A 16,610-nucleotide genomic window follows, 5' to 3' on the forward strand; every position below is an offset into this window, starting at 1 on the left:
AGTCAAGCTTGAGCGAGAGCCGAACAGAAAACCGCCGGCCCGCAGGACCGGCGGCATCGCCGTTAGAAATCTTTTGATTTTAAGTCCGATATCCCCTTGTATAAGATATGGAGCCGTCATAGTTCAAGTTAACGTTTGCCACATCGGATCTCATGAGAAGATTCGATACATAGTAATATAACGGAAGAATAACCATTTGATCCATCAGCAGCTTCTCGGCTTGCGCGTACAAATGCATCTGAATGGTCGGATCCGACGTTTGCCGCGCTTGCTTGAGATAGCCGTCGTAAGTCGGGTCGCTCCAGCCCGAGTCGTTGTCCGGGCTCCAGGAAGCGAAGTATTCCAGGAACGATGACGGATCGTTATAATCCGCGCCCCACCCCGCTCTTGCGATCGAGTAATCCAAATGCTTTCGATTCTCCAGCAATTCCCCGAAGCTCTGGCTCTCGTAGGTTGCGGTGATCCCTAAATTTTTCTCCCAGCTGGCGATGACGTCCTCCGCAATCTCGGCATGACTTGCCAGATCGTTGATGATGATCGAGAATTCGGGGAGCTCGGTCAAGCCTTCTTCCTTAAGCCCTTCCTTCAAGAGCTCGCGCGCTTGCGCCGCATCCTCTTGGAAATAAGTCGAGTCCGCGAATTGCGACCGATAGAACTCGCCGTCCCCTTGGATGCCCCACGAAACAAAGCCGAAGCCGGGATTGCCGTAGCGGATCGTGTCGCGCTCGACGGCCATGGCCAACGCTTTTCGGATCTTTGCATTATTGAAGGGAGGCTGCGTCGTGTTGAATTGATAGAAATAGGTAGAAGCTATGGGAACGCTCTGCCAGTCGTGCGCATCGGCGGAGGATAACGTACTCGGATCCACATTGCCTGCCGCAAGGTCGATTTGCTTGTTCGAGTACGCATTCTCCAGGGAGCCCGTTGCAGGCTGCACGAACGTCACCTCGGCGAGGCGAATCTCCTTGGAGGCATAATAATCGGGGTTTCTGACCGCGCTTATCCGATTATCGTCCCATTTTTTCAGCTTGAAGGGGCCATTCGTTACGACGGTGCTCGCGGCTAAGGACCAATAAGGATTCGCCTTCGCGATCTTGGCGTTGACGGGCTTATACACGTCTTCGGCAAGAAGCCTTAGAAAATAGGACGTTTTCTCCTTTAAAGTTACCTGAAGCGTATAACTGTTTAAAGCTCTCACGCCCACGTTCGAGGCATCTTTGAGCGCGCCTTGGTTGTATTTCTGCGCATTCGCGATCATGAACAGTTTGAAAGCATAAGCATTCGCAGAATCCGGCGCAAGAGCCCTCTTCCAAGCATATTCGAAATCCCAAGCGCTGACCGGCTGCTTATTGCTCCACTTGGCGCTGGAGCGCAGCGTGAACGTGTAGGTTCTGCCATCGGCGGAGATCTTCCAGAATTTCGCCATTGCCGGGATGACTTCTCCCTTCTCATTCAACCGAACCAAGCCCTCGAACAATCCGTTTGCGATCGCGGATGAATCGACATCATAGGCGAGAGCCGGGTCGAGCGAGTCAGGCAACGCGGCGACTCCGATCCGCAACGTCTGTTGGGCAGAAGATGCTTCCGCGTTAACAGCCCCGAAAGCCGAACACGACAACAGAACCATGCTCAATACCAACATCAATAACCTTCTCATGTCTGAACCCCCCCAGAATATTTTCCATAATAACCCATATGCCATTCAGATGAATTCGACATTTTCTCTTAAAATCCTCTATTTTCCAAAGCTCGCAACACAAAGTAAAAAAAAAGAGCAAAGGCAATGGCTGCCCTCGCTCTAATAGGATGGTTGTTGGTTTAGCTGGAAAAGACGGGATTGGATTCGAATTCATACGACGACGGCGACGGTATCCTCGGATGCTTTCAGGAATCTCTCGCAATCGAGAGCGGCCATGCAGCCCGTTCCCGCGGCGCTGATCGCTTGACGGTAACGGTTGTCCTGAACGTCGCCGCAGGCGAAGATACCCGGGACGTTCGTCTCCGTCGTGCCCGGCTTCACGGCGAGATAGCCGTGAGAATCGGCCTCCAGCTGTTCGTTCAGGAACTTCGTGTTCGGGTTGTGTCCGATGGCGACGAAGATTCCTGCCGCTTCAATGAGTTCTTCTCGACCGGATTCTTTGTACGGCGCCGGCCAGGAGCTCTCCCGGCGATATCGCGAGCTTCTTAATCCTCTGCGATCCGATAACCGTAGCCTCGCACAGTAACGATATAGCGCGGCTGCTTCGGGTTGTCTCTCAGCTTCTGGCGCAGGCTCTTGATATGAACGTCAATGGAATTGCTGCCGCCGAAGTAATCCGTTCCCCATAGGGCTTCCATGATATCTTGGCGGGAGAGCACCCCTCCCGACGTAAGGAGCAAGCGCAGAAGGTCGAATTCCGTCTTCGTCAGATCGATCCGAGTGCCGTTCTGGATCGTCTGCATCCGCTTCAAGTCCATGAGAATATCTTTGAAGCGAATCATTTGCTCCCGATGCGAAGCGGCTGCAAGCAGCGCTTCCCCGTCACTCCCTGCGGCGAGCGTCTTGACGCCGTTCGGCTGTTCGCTGGTCATCTCCTCGATCAGGCCGACCGCTTCCTGGACCGGGCTCGGCCAAGGCAGGGCTCTTCCCTGCTCCGGAACCTGTCCGTGCGCCGGATGAATCAGATAGAGGATATCCGTCCTTGCGTTGACCGTCGACGGAACGTTCTCGTCCGCGATTCGGGTACGGTCCACGATGAACAAATCGTTGTCCAACAGAGGGAGAATCGGTTCCTCGGCATGGTGGAACACCAGCACGTCGTAACAGCGGGTCATCAGCTCGGACACCAGCTGCTTCAGCGCGGCCGGGAACGCGCTGATGATGACGATTCTCCTCGTCGTATCGCAGCAAGCCCCTTCGAGCCCCGCGATAGCGGACTCGCTCAACGTTTGGATGGGCTCGAGGCTCGGCATGACGGGCACACCCCCTTGAAGAGCATCTGTTCTTCCGTTATCGAATAACCGGAATCGTCGGCGATCCGGTCCAGCCAGTCCTGAGGAGTCTTGGTCATCACTTCGTCGACCCGGCCGCACTCCGTGCAGACGATATGCTGGTGATCCTCGGTGCGGGCGTCGTACCGGCTGGCGTCCCCCTCCAGCTTCAGCTCGCGGATCATTCCTTGTTCGGTCAGATAACGTAGGGAATTATATACCGTTGCGTAAGCGACCGAATGGCCGCGGGTCTTCAAGCGATCGATGACGTCGGCCGCCGTCGGATGATCGTGCGAGTCTGACACGATCTCGAGGATGATTTTGCGCGGGGTCGTTAAACCGTACCTTGACATCAAGCGTTCCTCCTCGTATCGATTATATTTAAATTAAGTATAATTTTAAACTTAATTTAAATCCATGTCAAACCTTGTTCGCGGTTTACAAGTACCTCAAATAAACATAAACGCTTGAGATCGCGATGGAGACGAGCATCAGCGGAAAGCCGAACTTCAGGAACCGGAGGAAGGTGATCGTGTGTCCTTCCTTGGCGGCGAGGCTAGCCGCGACCAGGTTCGCGCTCGCTCCGATCAGCGTTCCGTTGCCGCCCAGGCAAGCACCGAGCGCCAAGCTCCACCATAGCGGATCCAGGTTGCCGTAGCCCATCGTTCCGATCTCTTGGATGAGAGGAATCATCGTCGCGACGAACGGAATGTTGTCCAAGACGGAGGAAGCAATCGCGCTGAGCCAGAGAATCAGCATCGGCGTAGCGACCGGATCGCCGCCCGTCCAATCCATCGCCGATTCGGCCAGCTTAGAGATGACTCCCGTCACCTCCAACCCTCCGACGAGGACGAATAACCCGACAAAGAAGAAGATCGACGTCCACTCTACCTTGTGCAGAGCGTTCTCCATCGCCTTTTCCCCCGTCAGCAAGAGCAGCAGAAAAGCGCATCCGAGCGCGACCGTCGCCGATTCCAGATGCAGCAGTTGATGGGTAAAGAAGCCGATCAGCGTCAAACCGAGCGCGACCAGACACTTCGTCAGAAGCTTGCGATCCGTAATCAGAAGCTTCTCGTCCATCTCCATAAGACTTCGGATATCTTCTTCGGACGCGCGAAGCTGCTTGCGGAAGAGCAGCCAGAAGATCGCCGCATAGACGAGCATGATCACGCCGATGATCGGAGCGAGATTCAGCAGGAACGCATTAAAAGTCAGCTCCTCCACCGCGCTGCCGATCATGATATTGGGCGGGTCTCCGATCAGCGTCGCGGTTCCGCCGACGTTCGAGGCGATCACCTGGGTAAGCAGGAACGGAATCGGATTGACCTTAAGCTTGCGCGTGATGCTAAAGGTGACGGGAATCATCAGCAGGATCGTCGTCACGTTATCCAGGAAGGCCGAACCGACCGCCGTTATGAGCGCCAATGCGATCAGAATGCGGACCGGAATCCCCTTCGCCTTCTTCGCCGCGGCGATCGCCAGATAGTTGAATAAACCGGTCTCGGCCGTCACCCCGACGATGATCATCATGCCGATGAGCAGGCCAAGCGTGTTGAAGTCGATATGGTGTACCGCTGTCTCTTGCTCAATAATGCCGACCCCCACCATAACCGCGGCGCCCAATATGGCGACGATCGTACGGTGGATTTTCTCCGAGATGATGAGTGCGTAAGTCGCTAAGAAAATAACGATGGCCCAGATGGCTTGTGCTTCCATGACTTCCTCCGTCAACGATTGGAATGGGAACCGGTACGCGGAACGATTCCGCTACGATTCGTAACCCTAAAACAAACAAAAGAAGCCTGCATTTGACAGGCTCCCCCAATAAAAAACGATTATTAACTTTTTAAGATTAATGGCTATTCATTAAGACAATACTTTATCATCTTATCAGACGGCAGAATGGCTGACAATCCCTATTCGGCCGTTGCTCACGACAGGCTGAATCGCTGCCGGTACCCGCACTTGCGGCACAGCTCCTCGACGACCTCGCGGCGGGAGAAGCCGTCGTACATCCGATTCGCCCGCTCCCCTTCGACGATCTCCGAGAACGGCTTGTCATGGATGTTGCCCAGATTGATCACGCCTTCCCCGTCCAGGCAGCATGGCACGACCGTGCCGTCCACCAGCACCCCGGCCTGGTTGCGGAGCCCATGGCAGAAGCCGCGGCCGAGGTCTTCTTCCTCCGTCAGCTTCGGCCATTTGAATTCGTGGTCCTGGTTCAGGTAGATCCTCTCCGCGAGCTTGATTCCCTTCCCCCGCTGGAACTCCTCTCCGATCGGGTAGTCCAGCTCGAATTCGCGTTCGATCATCTCCAGGATCTCTCGGTTCCTGCGCCTGGCCGCGTTCGTGGCATTATCCTCGGTCAGGTTCCATAGTCTCAGAGAGATCAGAACGCCGTGTTCGCCGGCCGCTTCCTTGGCGAAAGACAGCACTTTGCTCACGTAGCCTTCCTTATCCGTCGAGCCCGCATGGCCGTCGAAGCTGTGAAGCGAGAAGTTCATCTGCCGCAGCGCCGGCTTGTTCAGAAGCTTCTCGCGGTTCTTATGAAGAAGGGTTCCGTTCGTGGTGATGTTCACTTTAAAGCCCTTCTCCGCGCTGATGTCGAGCAGCTCGTCGATCTTCGGATGCAGCAGCGGCTCGCCCTTGACGTGCAGATAGATCGAATCCGTGTGCGGCTTGATCTCGTCCAGAATATGCCGGAAGCGTTCCGTCTTCAGGAATTGAGCCTGCCGCTTCGTCTCCGGGCAGAAGCTGCAAGCCAGATTGCATACGCTCGTAATCTCGATATAGAATTTCTTGAATGTTTTCATTCCGTCTTAAACCCCCACGCCAGCTAGCTCTCCTATTGTAGCAAACAATGCCCGTTCCCGTCATTTTCGAAGTCTCTCGAGCGCTCCCGATCTTCATCCAATCTTCATGATGAAGCCTGAATCTCGTGCTATATTAGAGTCATATTTAGACTTAGTTTAAATTTAAAACACGGGAGGAAAACAAAATGAGCGCGATGAGAAACGTATTGACGAAGCAACTGGCGAACTGGATCGTGATCGAGATGAAGCTGAGAAATTACCACTGGCATGTAAGGGGACCGCAATTCTTCACCCTGCATGCGAAGTTCGAAGAGCTGTACGGCGAGGCCGCCGAGCACATCGACGAGCTGGCCGAGCGGCTCCTGGCGCTGGGGGATCCTGCGATCCTGTCGCTGTCCGAGACGCTTAAGGCCGCTTCGATTCAAGAAAGCGGCGGCAAGGAGAACGCCGAACAAATGGTTGCGGCGATCGCGAACGACTTCAGCCTGGCGGCGGAAGAATCGAGGCTCGGCCATTCCTATGCCGAATCCCTCGGCGACGTCACGAGCGCCGATCTGCTTCAGGACATCGTTGCCGGCCTCGAGAAGCGCATCTGGATGCTGCACGCTTATCTGGGCAAAGCGATCGAGCCTGCAATCAAGCCGGCCGGCAACTAATGAGACGATGCACAATGAGAAAGCCGAACGGAAGTTGCTCCGTTCGGCTTCTTTTGGCATTTGGTTTAAGGTGCCGCGATCTCCACCGAATACGCCGCCGCGTTCCAAGAGACCTTGGCGCCAAGCGTCTCCGAGACGAATCGCAAAGGAACGAGCAAGCTATTGCCCGCGTTAATAGGCTTTACATCGAGCTGGACGGCTTTCCCGTCGACGGTCGTTTGTCCGTTCTTCGCGTTAAAGACGATGCGCGTATCGCCCTTGTCGGCGATCACCCAGCGAGTAGACGTATCCCAACGGATGTCGACGCCCATCTTCTCCAGAACGCCACGAAGCGGAACATAAGTCGTACCGTTCAGAATCAGCGGCGGCACGGCAAGCTCCAGGGTCTCTCCGTTCAATCGGATGGAAGCCGCTTGGAGGACCGGCTTAAATTCCTTTGCCTCCGGATCTAGGATTCCTTGACCGAGTTGCCCGAAGTTATTATCGCCTTTTGAATAAACGCTGCCGTCGCTCATGAGCACGTAGATTGTGCCTCTGCCCGCCGTTATGGCCTTAGCCTGCTTAACCGGCAAGTCAAGAACGCTGATATGGCTGACAGACCCATCGTAGAATTCCCAACTCCAAGCCTGGCCGTTCGCATCCACCGCCGACCATGTCGTTAAAGAAACGACTTGACTTATTTTCGGGACTTGGACGGGCAGAAGATCGGCCTTCTTCCAACTGGAATGGTTGTAGTTCTCCCAAACCCAGACGGCTCCCGTGCTATCAAGCGCTGCACCTTGCCATAAGTCGGCTGCTATCGCCGTAAATTCTCTATCGGAAGGTAGCTGGGTCGGCTTCCGGATATACCCATGGAAAATGTCTTTCGTATCGTAAGCATGCAAACCCCATACCCAAACCTCGCCGCCGTTCCCAAGCGCAAGCGACGTATAACGGCCCGCCGCGACGCTGTTCACCTTCGGCAGCCCATTCACCAATCTCGGCTGCAAGCCGTTCTTCCGCGAGTCGTCCCCTAGCTCTCCGTTCTCGTTGCCGCCCCAAGCCCAGACCGTACCGTCGCTCTTGACGGCAAGACTGTGCGTATCGCCGGCGGACACTTGAATGACGTCCGTCAGCCCCGGTACCTGCACCGGCTCCTCCACCAGCTCCGCTCCCTCGCTTTGCTTGCCGATCCCGAGCTGGCCGTGTTCATTGCCGCCGACCGCCCACACCGTCCCGTCTTTCTTCAGGAATAGGGTGTGGCGATAACCGCTCGAGACTTGCTTTACATTGTCGATACGAATCCGCACGGGGAGAAAGGCCGGCGTCGTCGCTCCATGTCCCAGAGCTCCGTAGCCTCCTCCCCATCCCCATACCGTACCGTCGGCGCCGACGGCGTATGCGGCGGAATCGCCGGCTTCAATCTGGGAGGTCCATAATGCGTTGGGATTCTCCGCTTTCACCGATGTGTTCGATCCGGTTGTTTCCGCATTGGCGGCAACCGGCAGGAACAACGCCAAGCAGCACAGGACAATGGTTACGCGCAGACGCAACGTCTTCTGGGTCCAGGTAGACATGATCGCGACAGCCTCCAAACTTCATATTCGATCCGCCGTATTTTTACGGCCGATCCATTGTTTGGAATATAGACGATAGAGAAGGCTTGTTTGTTGCGGAACGGAAGGCGATGGAGGACTTATCTCTCCAAGCGCCGGTTTACTCTGTCTGCGTAGCCCCTCAGGAGCCTCTGTTACTGCGATTTTCTGAATATCTCGTTGCCCTAGCATGTAAACAAAAGACCGCCTGGAGCCGAGAACGGCCAAGGCGGTCTGGAGAGAGTTCCTTAAGCTTGGGTGTTGAACAAGACCTCATGAATAGTCAGCTTGGATCCAAGCATGATGCCTGACGGAGGACCCTGCCGCGGAGAAGATTCCGCCTCTCCGGCTCCTTGCGGGGCTGCCGCCGGCCGAGAGTGAGCGTGGGCTTGCTTGAAGGCGTCGCTGTTCACCCAGCCGTCGAAAGCTTCCTTGCTCTCCCAAGTGGTGCACACCCGCAGCTCGTCGTGCTCTTCCCCGGGCGCGAATTGCAGTTCCATCTTCACGAAGCCGGGCGATTGCTGGACTCCCTTCGGGTTCTTGAACCTCTCCGCCACCTCAAGGCCGTGTCCCGGCTTGATGCGGATCGTGTTGGTCGCTACGATCATTAGCCTCTCCTCCTTCTTGTCTCACTCTTGATTAAACAACTTCTGCTGGAACTTCGCAATGTCGGCGTATTCTTCCTCCAGCTTGCGAGAAAGACGAACGAAGAGCGGCAGGAGCTCCCGGTACGTCTCGGAAGCGGCCGCATCGGGGATATGCTCGTGGGTCGTGCCGACCATCGACGCTACCTTCGAGAAGGCGTCCGCGTCGCCGAATGCCTGCAGGCCGAGCACGACCGCTCCCAGGCAGGAGCTCTCGTAGCTCTCCGGCACGACGACGTTCTGGCCGAAGATGTCGGCCATCATCTGGCGCCAGAGCGGCGAGCGCGCGAAGCCTCCGGTCGCGAGAATCCGCTTGGGCACGCCGGTCGTTTCCTGCATCGCCAGCATGACCGTATACAGGTTGTAGACGACGCCTTCCAGGACGGCGCGGATCATATGCTCCTTCTGATGGTGCAGGGTCAGCCCGAAGAAGGAGCCGCGCGCGTCCGGATTCCAGAGCGGCGCCCGCTCCCCCGTCAGGTACGGAAGGAACAGCAAGCCGTCCGAACCGGGACGGACTCTCTCGGCGATGCGGGTCAGAACGTCGTAGGGGCTGATGCCGAGCCGCTTCGCGGTCTCCGTCTCGGACGCGGCGAACTCGTCGCGCACCCAACGGAAGATGACGCCGCCGTTGTTGACCGGCCCCCCGATGACCCACTTCGTGTCCGTCAACGCGTAACAGAAGTATCGGCCCTTCGGGTCGGTCGCCGGCTCGTCGATAACGGTACGGATCGCTCCGCTCGTGCCGATCGTCACGGCAACGACGCCGGGATCGATCGCGTTCAGTCCCAGGTTGGACAGAACGCCGTCGCTCGCCCCTACGACGAACGGCGTGGAAGCCGCCAATCCCATCCGGGCTGCGGCGGAGGCGTTCGTCATGCCCTCGAGAATAAACGTCGTCGGAACGAGCTCGGACAGCCGCTCCGGCGTTACGCCTGCGATCGACAACGCCTCTTCGTCCCATTCGAGGCGGGACAGGTTCATCATTCCCGTCGCGGACGCGATGGAATGATCGACGACATATCGGCCGAAGAGGCGGAATAACACGTATTCCTTGATCGAGACAAACTTCGCCGCCTGCTCGAACAGCTCGGGAACGTCGTAGCGAAGCCACATCAGCTTCGTAATCGGAGACATCGGATGAATCGGCGTTCCCGTGCGGCGATACACCGCCAGCCCGTTCATCTCGTTCTTCAGCTTCTTGGCCCAATCGGCGCTGCGGTTGTCCGCCCACGTCATCCCCCTCATCAGAGGCTTGCCGTCGGCATCAAGCGGAATGACGCTGTGCATGGCCGAGCTGCAGGAGACGAATTGAACGTCCTCCGGCCTAAGTCCCGCTTCCTTCACCGCCAGCCCGACGGAACGAACGACCGCCGCGAAGATCTCTTCCGGATCCTGCTCGGCGATCGACGGCGTCGGCGTATAGAGCGGATAGCCCTCGTTCGCCGTTGCGATTACCTTGCCTTCCCGGTCGAACACGACCGCTTTCGTGCTGGTCGTCCCCATATCGATTCCAATGCGATAACCTGCGTTGCTTCTCATACCGTCTCTCCCCGCTCTCTCCAACAGCTTTGCTTTATACAAATGCGCTTACGATCAGAATAAGGATCAATCCCGCCACCGACAAGAGGGTCTCCATGACCGTCCAGGATTTGAGCGTCTGCGGGACGCTCATGTTGAAGAATTCCTTCACCATCCAGAAGCCCGCGTCGTTGACGTGAGACAGGACGAGCGATCCCGCTCCCGTCGCCAGCACGACAAGCTCGACGTTCGCTCCCGGCGTCATCGCGAGCACCGGCGCGACGATGCCGGCCGAGGTCGTCATCGCGACGGTCGCCGAACCGGTCGCGACGCGAATCAACGCGGCGACCAGCCAAGCGAACAGAATGACGTTGATGTTCGCGTTCGTTGCCAGATCCGCGATCGCCTGGCCGACGCCGCTGTCGATCAGCACCTGCTTGAACGCTCCGCCTCCTCCGATGATAAGGACGATGCCGGCGATCGGCGGCAGGCTGTCGGAAGCGAACTTCGACACTTCTTCCTTCGTGAACCCTCGCGCGAACCCGAGCGAGAAGAACGAGAATACGACCGAGATCAGCAAGGCGACGACTTCATGGCCGATAAATTCGCAGAACACGGTGAAGCCGCTTGTCTTGTCCGGATCGGCGATGCTGGCGATGGAGCCGATCAGCATGAGGATGACCGGAAGCAGAATCGTGAACAGCGTGATGCCGAAGCCCGGCAGGCTGCGCTGCTCCTTCATGGCGAACTGCTCCACCAGCTTCGGATCGGGTTCGACTTGAATTCGCTTGCCGATAAACTTGCCGAAGACCGGACCGGCCAGAATGGCGACCGGCAGACCGATCAGGATCGAATAAAGGATCGTCTTGCCGAGATTGGCCCCGTAAGCGTCGATGGCGATCATCGGCGCCGGATGAGGCGGAACGAGCCCGTGCACGACGGATAAGCCCGCCAGCATCGGAATTCCGATCTGCAGCAGCGGCATCTTGATCTTGCGCGCCACGATGAAGACGATCGGAATAAGCAGAATGACGCCGACCTCGAAGAACACCGGAATGCCGACGAGGAAGCCTACGATCAGCATCGCCCAATGCACTTTGCGGTCCCCGAATCGATCGATCAGCGTCGTCGCGATTCTCTCCGCGCCCCCCGACTCGGCCATCATCTTGCCGAGCATCGTGCCGAGACCGATGACGATCGCGATCGTGCCTAGCGTTCCCCCGAGTCCCTTCGTGATCGACGTGACGGCGTCCGCCGGCTTCATGCCCGTCAGCAGCCCGAGACCGAGGGCCGAGATCAGCAGCGTGACGAACGGATTCCACTTGTACTTGGAGATCATGACGATGAGGAAAGCGATTGCAATTAACGTCCAAACTAACAAAGTAGCGGTATGGCTCATTCCGAACAAAGTGTTCATGTCGTCCTCCTGATGGTTGATCTGGTTGCCGGACCTATGCGGTCATCCAAGCATCTTGCTGCTAGTGTTGCCTTTCTTGGCAGGAACAACCGCTTAAGCACAAATCGTTCGTTGTCCTTGATGCGAAGAATATTGCTTAGACTGTATAAGCAAAGATGTGCGCAAAAAATCGCCGATAAATGCCTACAAGTATACATGTCGACAACTTTGATCGAGAGAAGCTCAGCCAATCGCTGATCTCTCTTGTACTCGAGTAAGCTATCGTCAATGCGGGGCCTAAGATTGGCCAAGGCTGCGGTGCAAGGTGACGTAAGAATCGGCAAAGTAATTCCGAACCTGCTTTCGAATCTCCGTCTCGCTTCCGGACCGCAATCCCTGAAGGAGAACCCGGTGCTTCTCGACGACCGCTTCGGTCCGCTCCTCGCCCTCGCCGAACACTTTCTCCGTCGTCACGAGCATGACGGTGAGTACGAGCTGACGAATGCTGCGCCACAGCTGCCAGATTCGCGAATGCTTGGCTTCCGCGACGATGGTCTCGTGGAAGGAGAAGTCCTGGAACGCGAACTCCTCGACGTCCCGATGCTTCGCGGCGAGCGTCATCTTGTCGATGATGCGCTCGAGCTGAACGATGACCGGCTCCAGGTCCATATGCGACAGCCTCTCTTGGACGAAGCCTTCGATCAAGCTTCGGACGTCGAACAGCTCCCGGACCTCGTCCTCGCTTAAGCCGAGAACGACGGCCCCCATTCTCTCGAGCCGAATAAGGCCTTCGTCGGATAGCGTGCGCAGGGATTCCCGAACCGGCGAACGGCTCGTGCCGAAATCCGCGGCGATCCGGTTCTCGGACAGCTTCTCCCCGGGCTTGAGCTTGCCGGTGACGATGCCGAGCCGAAGCTCGCAAGTAATCGCTTCGCCGAGCGACGCTCCGCGGAGCCATGCGGCAGGATAAGCCATCCCGGTCACACCCTCTCGCTGTGTACTTGTATACAACTTAGAAAAGCAGTTTTTATTTTACCCTTCGATTTGTCCTTTGTAAACGGTTAATTTCTTCAATCGACAAAGACGGACAGGAACCGTTTGATCGCGCGCGGGCCGTCCAAGTCCATGGCGAAGCGGATCGGATTCCCCGATGCATCGGAAGGCGGATCCCGGCGATCGGCGACCACCATGCCGGCCGCGAGACCGCCGCCGCTCTCGACCCGGGCGCGCCAGGTCTGGAAGGCGAACAGCCCCGACTCTTCGGCCGCTAGCACGCCGAGCGTCGCGTGAAGCGGGATGCAGCCGAGCGGGCAGCCTGTCGCGAGCAGGCGCCGCGCTCGGTAGGCATGCAGCCGCCGCAGCAGCTCGGCGGCGCGGAGCTTCCGCGGCTCGCGGCTCATCTCCGCCGCGAGCGCGAGATCGGCGGCGGCGAGCAGCGCGCGCCGCGCCGCGTCCAGTCCGACGGCCGTGAGCTGCGCGGCCGTCCGGAACAGCGCCGCGGCGGCCTGCGGGTCGCCGCGGAAGCTCGTCTCCGCCACGGGCGTGGCGTCGCCCGGGGCAAGCACGGTTCCGCCCGCCGCGACGATCTCGCGGAACCGGGCGCGGGTGGCCGGCTCGAGCGCCAGCGCGGCCGGCCAATTGGAGGCTCGTCCCGCGAGCACGAGCGTGAGCTCGCCGGGACGAGCCTTGGCCGCGCGCGCGAGGAACGGCGCGGCGGGCAGCGGTTCCGGCGCCTGATCGGAAGGGGCGAGCAGCGCGTCCCCCAGCCCCTGGCGGCCGTCGTCGCCAGGGACGCCGCCGCTACCGCGCTCTTCGTGCGCGGAAGCTACCCTGCCCTCCCGCGACCCCCGCTCATCAACCCCGTCGCCGGGAAGAGGCATCGCCGATTCCGCGCCTATCGCGACGGGAATCTCATAGCCGGGCTCGCACAAACGAATAAGACGCAAGGCGTTGTCCGCGGCCTGGCGCGCGGAATACGCGCCGTTGGAGGTCGCGAGGATGCCCTCAAGGCGAACCCGGGGCGACAGCAGCGCGTAGACGAGCGCGAACGCGCTGTCGATGCCGGCGCCGATATCGAGGATGAGCCTCGGTTTCTGCTTCGAATGATGCGTGTCCGGCCAGTCCCGCTCCTCCTCCACCGTAAGCTCCCCCTTCGGATTTACCATTTTCCCCGTATTGGCCTAACAGGCTTGAATATTAACATATATGACAAAGAAGCCTGCGCATGACAGGCTTCTTCTACGTCCGGCTTGGAGCCGCTTATTTGTACTTCTTCCAATCCGCGCTGCTGTTGTTCAGAAGATACTCGAAGTCGTTGTCGAGCCGCTTCTGCTCCGCTTTGCGCTTCTCCTCTTCTTCCTGGCGCTTGCGCTCGCGGACGGCCGCTTCCTCGGCTTTGAGCTCGTCGGCTTGAGCCTTCAGCTTGCGGATGACATCGGCTCCGAGCAGCTCCTTGAGGGTCATCGGCGCGTCGGACGAATCCGCGGTCGCGGGCTTGCTTGCCGTCGGGTTCTGTTTTTTCTTCGCCACGATCGGTTCCTCCTATGGATTACAGGGTGAAACGGTCTCCCGGAGCCATGACATGGCCGCGAATTCCGTTCTGCTCCAGCTTATTCACGAACGCTTCGGAATCCTGGCGGATTGGCGGGAACGTGTCGTAGTGAACCGGCACGACGTGCCGGGCGCCGAACCACTTCGCCGCTTGCAGCGCATCCTCCGGCCCCATCGTGAAGTGATCTCCGATCGGCAGGAAAGCAAGGTCGATGCTCTCGCGTTCGCCGATCATCTTCATGTCGCCGTACAGGCAGGTGTCGCCGGTATGCAGGATCGTCTTGCCTTCGGCGCGAATAAGGAAGCCGGCGGGCATTCCCGCGTAGTGAATCGTCTTGGTCTTCTCGTCGACGATACCCGAGCTGTGGAAGGCCGGGATCATCTTCGCCTTCGCGAAGCCGAGATCGTACGTGCCGCCAAGATTCATGCCGACCGTCCGAACGCCTTGCCAGGACATGTAGGTCGCGAGCTCCACGATCGCGACGACCGGCGCGTCGTTCGCTTTCGCGATCGGCTCCGCATCGAGGATATGATCGCCGTGGGCGTGCGTGAGCAGAACGGCATCCGCCTTTATGTCTTCCGGCTTCGTAACGGCAAGCGGGTTGCCTCTAAGAAAAGGATCGATGATAAGCGACTTGCCGCCTGTCTCGATCTGTATGCAAGAATGGCCATGGTATGTAATTTCCATTGTGCAGCACCTCCTGTTTATCCTCATCATAAACGACAATGCGAGGAAAATTCAATTCCATCGCAACTCCCTTCGCACCTCAAGCGGACCGGCATGCGCTTATTCTGTGATTTTATTGACTACAGTTAACGAGGGAAGGTATGATGGAGAGGATATGGAGGCTGCGTGCGATGGCCGCGCTCTCCCAACCTACATCCATCCCTAAAGGGAGGTTTTCCACTTGAAGCTTAGCATTCTCGATCAATCCCAAGTCTGCGAAGGCCAAACGGCATCGCAGGCGCTTATGAATACGACCAAGCTCGCCCAGGAAGCGGACCGGCTGGGCTACCATCGCTACTGGGTGTCCGAGCACCATTCGTCCCGTTCGCTCGCCCACTCCAGCCCCGAGGTGCTGCTCGCCCATCTCGGCGCGAACACGAAGCGGATTCGGCTCGGATCCGGCGGCATCATGCTTCCCCATTACAGCGCCTACAAGGTCGCGGAGAACTTCAAGCTCCTCGAAGCGCTGAACCCCGGCCGGATCGACGTCGGACTCGGGCGCGCTCCCGGCGGGATGCCTCTCTCGACCCGCGCCCTGCAGGAAGGGCGTTACGGCGATATCGATCGTTACCCGGAGCAGGTAGGCGATCTGATCAATTACCTGTACGACTCGCTTCCTGCCGGACACCGGTTCGCCGGGCTTCACGCTTCCCCTTCCATCCGGACGAAGCCGGAGCTGTGGCTGCTCGGCTCCAGCATGGGAACCGCGCAGATCGCGGCACGCCTGGGCGTTCCCTACGCCTATGCCCAATTCTTCGGAGTGCCGGGCAGCGAGGACGCGATTCCTTATTACAAAGACCGGTATCAGCCGAATGCGCTGCATCCGGAGCCCCGCGCATTGGCGGCGGTGATGGTGATCTGCGCGGACACCGAAGAGGAAGCGGCCAGGCTCGCGACGAGCACGGAGCTGTTCTTCCTGTCGCTGGAGCAAGGCCGCATGTTGGATTTCTTCCCTTCGGTGGAGACCGCTTTGAGCTATCCGTACACCGAATACGACCGAGAGAGAATCCGCGCGGGCTCCCACCGCCGAATTGCCGGCACGCCGGAACAGGTGAAGCAGCGGCTGGAGAATTTGAGCGATCAGTTCGGCATCGACGAGTTTATGGTCGTGACGATCACGCATGACTTCGAGGCGAGGCTCAAATCGTACCGGCTTCTGGCGGAGGCATTCGGCCTTCGGGCAAGCGAATAAACATAAGGGGCTGTCTCAAAAGTAAGTTCTATCTCACTTTTAGAACAGCTCGCTTAAGTAAAATGGGTTATTTTTGAAAAATAGCAGTGCCAGGGAGGCTATCCCTGCACTGCTATTTTACGTTTTCGATCAATGGCTGCTTTCAGTTTTCCAAGTGAGGCTTTAAGCAACGAGTATCCGTCGGACGTTGATGCAGGCTACAACCGATAATGAACTGCTCTTCCGTCCCGATTTGCACGTTGTAGCCCGGCTTGAGCTGGCCGTTTCGCATGTGATCCTCTTTCATGCGCATGGACGTCGCATCCGGATCGGTCTTGCTGAAGCTGTTTCGATCGCCGAGTATCTCTCGCTGCTTCTCMTATTTCTGGAGACGCGGAAGGAGGTCTTTGCGGAGCACCCGTACCGTCTTCTTGAGGGGTTTGTTCTTTGGTTTATCTTGAAGCTTAGTCTCCAGCTTCTGAACAGCCGCGGCCAGCTTCTCGCTTGTCATCTGCGCCGCTTCACCTAGSTCGAGAAGATCTTCTCCCGCATGYTCTTGCTCGTCTTGGCGCTCGGACTCTGCAATAG

General features: G+C 58.0%; 15 protein-coding genes and 2 pseudogenes. 2 read left to right on the forward strand and 15 right to left on the reverse strand.

The genetic code is table 11. From position 1 onward, the window contains the following. Nucleotides 1–79: 79 nt before the first annotated feature. The 6 genes and pseudogenes from ELR57_RS12355 to ELR57_RS12380 form a co-directional block, all read right to left on the reverse strand. Nucleotides 80–1,657, reverse strand: a complete 1,578-nt coding sequence (locus ELR57_RS12355) for a peptide ABC transporter substrate-binding protein (RefSeq protein WP_158630010.1) — start codon at nucleotides 1,655–1,657, stop codon at nucleotides 80–82. A gap of 192 nt (nucleotides 1,658–1,849) precedes the next feature. Then, a pseudogene (locus ELR57_RS12360) lies at nucleotides 1,850–2,137 on the reverse strand (FAD-dependent oxidoreductase); the annotation flags it as partial. 47 nt (nucleotides 2,138–2,184) lie between these two features. After that, nucleotides 2,185–2,952 carry a winged helix-turn-helix domain-containing protein gene (locus tag ELR57_RS12365; RefSeq protein ID WP_126959365.1) on the reverse strand — a complete coding sequence of 256 codons (768 nt, stop codon included), beginning with the start codon at nucleotides 2,950–2,952 and terminating at the stop codon, nucleotides 2,185–2,187. Then, nucleotides 2,922–3,323, reverse strand: a complete 402-nt coding sequence (locus ELR57_RS12370; RefSeq protein WP_126959366.1) for a Fur family transcriptional regulator — start codon at nucleotides 3,321–3,323, stop codon at nucleotides 2,922–2,924. Before ELR57_RS12370 ends, ELR57_RS12365 begins: the two co-directional genes overlap by 31 nt. Nucleotides 3,324–3,408: 85 nt before the next feature. Next, nucleotides 3,409–4,686, reverse strand: a complete 1,278-nt coding sequence (locus tag ELR57_RS12375) for an ArsB/NhaD family transporter (protein ID WP_126959367.1) — start codon at nucleotides 4,684–4,686, stop codon at nucleotides 3,409–3,411. A 215-nt stretch (nucleotides 4,687–4,901) separates the two neighbouring features. Next, nucleotides 4,902–5,783 (reverse strand): radical SAM/SPASM domain-containing protein, encoded by an 882-nt coding sequence (locus tag ELR57_RS12380; RefSeq protein ID WP_126959368.1) that lies wholly within the window; start codon nucleotides 5,781–5,783, stop codon nucleotides 4,902–4,904. A gap of 185 nt (nucleotides 5,784–5,968) precedes the next feature. Here ELR57_RS12380 and ELR57_RS12385 point away from each other — a divergent pair, with 185 nt between their 5' ends. Beyond that, on the forward strand, nucleotides 5,969–6,439 hold the full coding sequence (locus ELR57_RS12385) for a Dps family protein (protein ID WP_126959369.1): 471 nt from the start codon (nucleotides 5,969–5,971) through the stop codon (nucleotides 6,437–6,439). 65 nt (nucleotides 6,440–6,504) lie between these two features. Here ELR57_RS12385 and ELR57_RS12390 read toward each other — a convergent pair whose 3' ends face one another. The 8 genes from ELR57_RS12390 to ELR57_RS12425 all read right to left on the reverse strand — a co-directional run bounded on the left by ELR57_RS12390 (nucleotide 6,505) and on the right by ELR57_RS12425 (nucleotide 14,812). Continuing rightward, nucleotides 6,505–7,995 carry an RCC1 domain-containing protein gene (locus tag ELR57_RS12390; RefSeq protein ID WP_126959370.1) on the reverse strand — a complete coding sequence of 497 codons (1,491 nt, stop codon included), beginning with the start codon at nucleotides 7,993–7,995 and terminating at the stop codon, nucleotides 6,505–6,507. Nucleotides 7,996–8,261: 266 nt separating this feature from the next. Continuing rightward, nucleotides 8,262–8,621: an antibiotic biosynthesis monooxygenase gene (locus tag ELR57_RS12395; protein WP_126959371.1), complete on the reverse strand. Its 360-nt coding sequence runs from the start codon at nucleotides 8,619–8,621 to the stop codon at nucleotides 8,262–8,264. Nucleotides 8,622–8,642: 21 nt separating this feature from the next. After that, nucleotides 8,643–10,199 (reverse strand): gluconokinase, encoded by a 1,557-nt coding sequence (gene gntK, locus ELR57_RS12400; protein WP_126959372.1) that lies wholly within the window; start codon nucleotides 10,197–10,199, stop codon nucleotides 8,643–8,645. 34 nt (nucleotides 10,200–10,233) lie between these two features. Further along, nucleotides 10,234–11,595 (reverse strand): GntP family permease, encoded by a 1,362-nt coding sequence (locus ELR57_RS12405; RefSeq protein WP_126959373.1) that lies wholly within the window; start codon nucleotides 11,593–11,595, stop codon nucleotides 10,234–10,236. 276 nt (nucleotides 11,596–11,871) lie between these two features. Beyond that, the gene (locus ELR57_RS12410; protein WP_126959374.1) at nucleotides 11,872–12,549 is read right to left on the reverse strand and encodes a GntR family transcriptional regulator; all 678 of its coding nucleotides are present in this window, start codon (nucleotides 12,547–12,549) and stop codon (nucleotides 11,872–11,874) included. A 95-nt stretch (nucleotides 12,550–12,644) separates the two neighbouring features. Further along, the gene (locus ELR57_RS12415) at nucleotides 12,645–13,712 is read right to left on the reverse strand and encodes a nucleoside hydrolase (protein ID WP_158630011.1); all 1,068 of its coding nucleotides are present in this window, start codon (nucleotides 13,710–13,712) and stop codon (nucleotides 12,645–12,647) included. Nucleotides 13,713–13,833: 121 nt separating this feature from the next. Beyond that, nucleotides 13,834–14,103, reverse strand: coding sequence for a YqkE family protein (locus ELR57_RS12420; protein ID WP_238162501.1), 270 nt, complete (start codon nucleotides 14,101–14,103; stop codon nucleotides 13,834–13,836). 19 nt (nucleotides 14,104–14,122) lie between these two features. Then, nucleotides 14,123–14,812, reverse strand: a complete 690-nt coding sequence (locus ELR57_RS12425) for a metal-dependent hydrolase (RefSeq protein ID WP_126959376.1) — start codon at nucleotides 14,810–14,812, stop codon at nucleotides 14,123–14,125. 220 nt (nucleotides 14,813–15,032) lie between these two features. Here ELR57_RS12425 and ELR57_RS12430 point away from each other — a divergent pair, with 220 nt between their 5' ends. Continuing rightward, on the forward strand, nucleotides 15,033–16,043 hold the full coding sequence (locus ELR57_RS12430; protein ID WP_126959377.1) for an LLM class flavin-dependent oxidoreductase: 1,011 nt from the start codon (nucleotides 15,033–15,035) through the stop codon (nucleotides 16,041–16,043). Between the two features lie 148 nt (nucleotides 16,044–16,191). On the opposite strand, the pseudogene ELR57_RS12435 reads toward ELR57_RS12430, so the two are convergent. Beyond that, nucleotides 16,192–16,610, reverse strand: a pseudogene (locus ELR57_RS12435) (IS1182 family transposase); the annotation flags it as partial.

Origin of the sequence: Cohnella sp. AR92 (assembly GCF_003990975.1) — a bacterium.
Taxonomy (GTDB): Bacteria; Bacillota; Bacilli; order Paenibacillales; family Paenibacillaceae; genus Cohnella.

Bases quoted from the DNA above. Each gene is read 5' to 3' on its own strand.
- ELR57_RS12390 (WP_126959370.1), bottom strand. From the start codon at position 7,995: ATGTCTACCTGGACCCAGAAGACGTTGCGTCTGCGCGTAACCATTGTC.
- ELR57_RS12380 (WP_126959368.1), bottom strand. From the start codon at position 5,783: ATGAAAACATTCAAGAAATTCTATATCGAGATTACGAGCGTATGCAAT.
- ELR57_RS12425 (WP_126959376.1), bottom strand. From the start codon at position 14,812: ATGGAAATTACATACCATGGCCATTCTTGCATACAGATCGAGACAGGC.
- ELR57_RS12375 (WP_126959367.1), bottom strand. From the start codon at position 4,686: ATGGAAGCACAAGCCATCTGGGCCATCGTTATTTTCTTAGCGACTTAC.
- ELR57_RS12365 (WP_126959365.1), bottom strand. From the start codon at position 2,952: ATGCCGAGCCTCGAGCCCATCCAAACGTTGAGCGAGTCCGCTATCGCG.
- ELR57_RS12385 (WP_126959369.1), top strand. From the start codon at position 5,969: ATGAGCGCGATGAGAAACGTATTGACGAAGCAACTGGCGAACTGGATC.
- gntK (WP_126959372.1), bottom strand. From the start codon at position 10,199: ATGAGAAGCAACGCAGGTTATCGCATTGGAATCGATATGGGGACGACC.
- ELR57_RS12355 (WP_158630010.1), bottom strand. From the start codon at position 1,657: ATGAGAAGGTTATTGATGTTGGTATTGAGCATGGTTCTGTTGTCGTGT.
- ELR57_RS12370 (WP_126959366.1), bottom strand. From the start codon at position 3,323: ATGTCAAGGTACGGTTTAACGACCCCGCGCAAAATCATCCTCGAGATC.
- ELR57_RS12410 (WP_126959374.1), bottom strand. From the start codon at position 12,549: ATGGCTTATCCTGCCGCATGGCTCCGCGGAGCGTCGCTCGGCGAAGCG.
- ELR57_RS12405 (WP_126959373.1), bottom strand. From the start codon at position 11,595: ATGAACACTTTGTTCGGAATGAGCCATACCGCTACTTTGTTAGTTTGG.
- ELR57_RS12395 (WP_126959371.1), bottom strand. From the start codon at position 8,621: ATGATCGTAGCGACCAACACGATCCGCATCAAGCCGGGACACGGCCTT.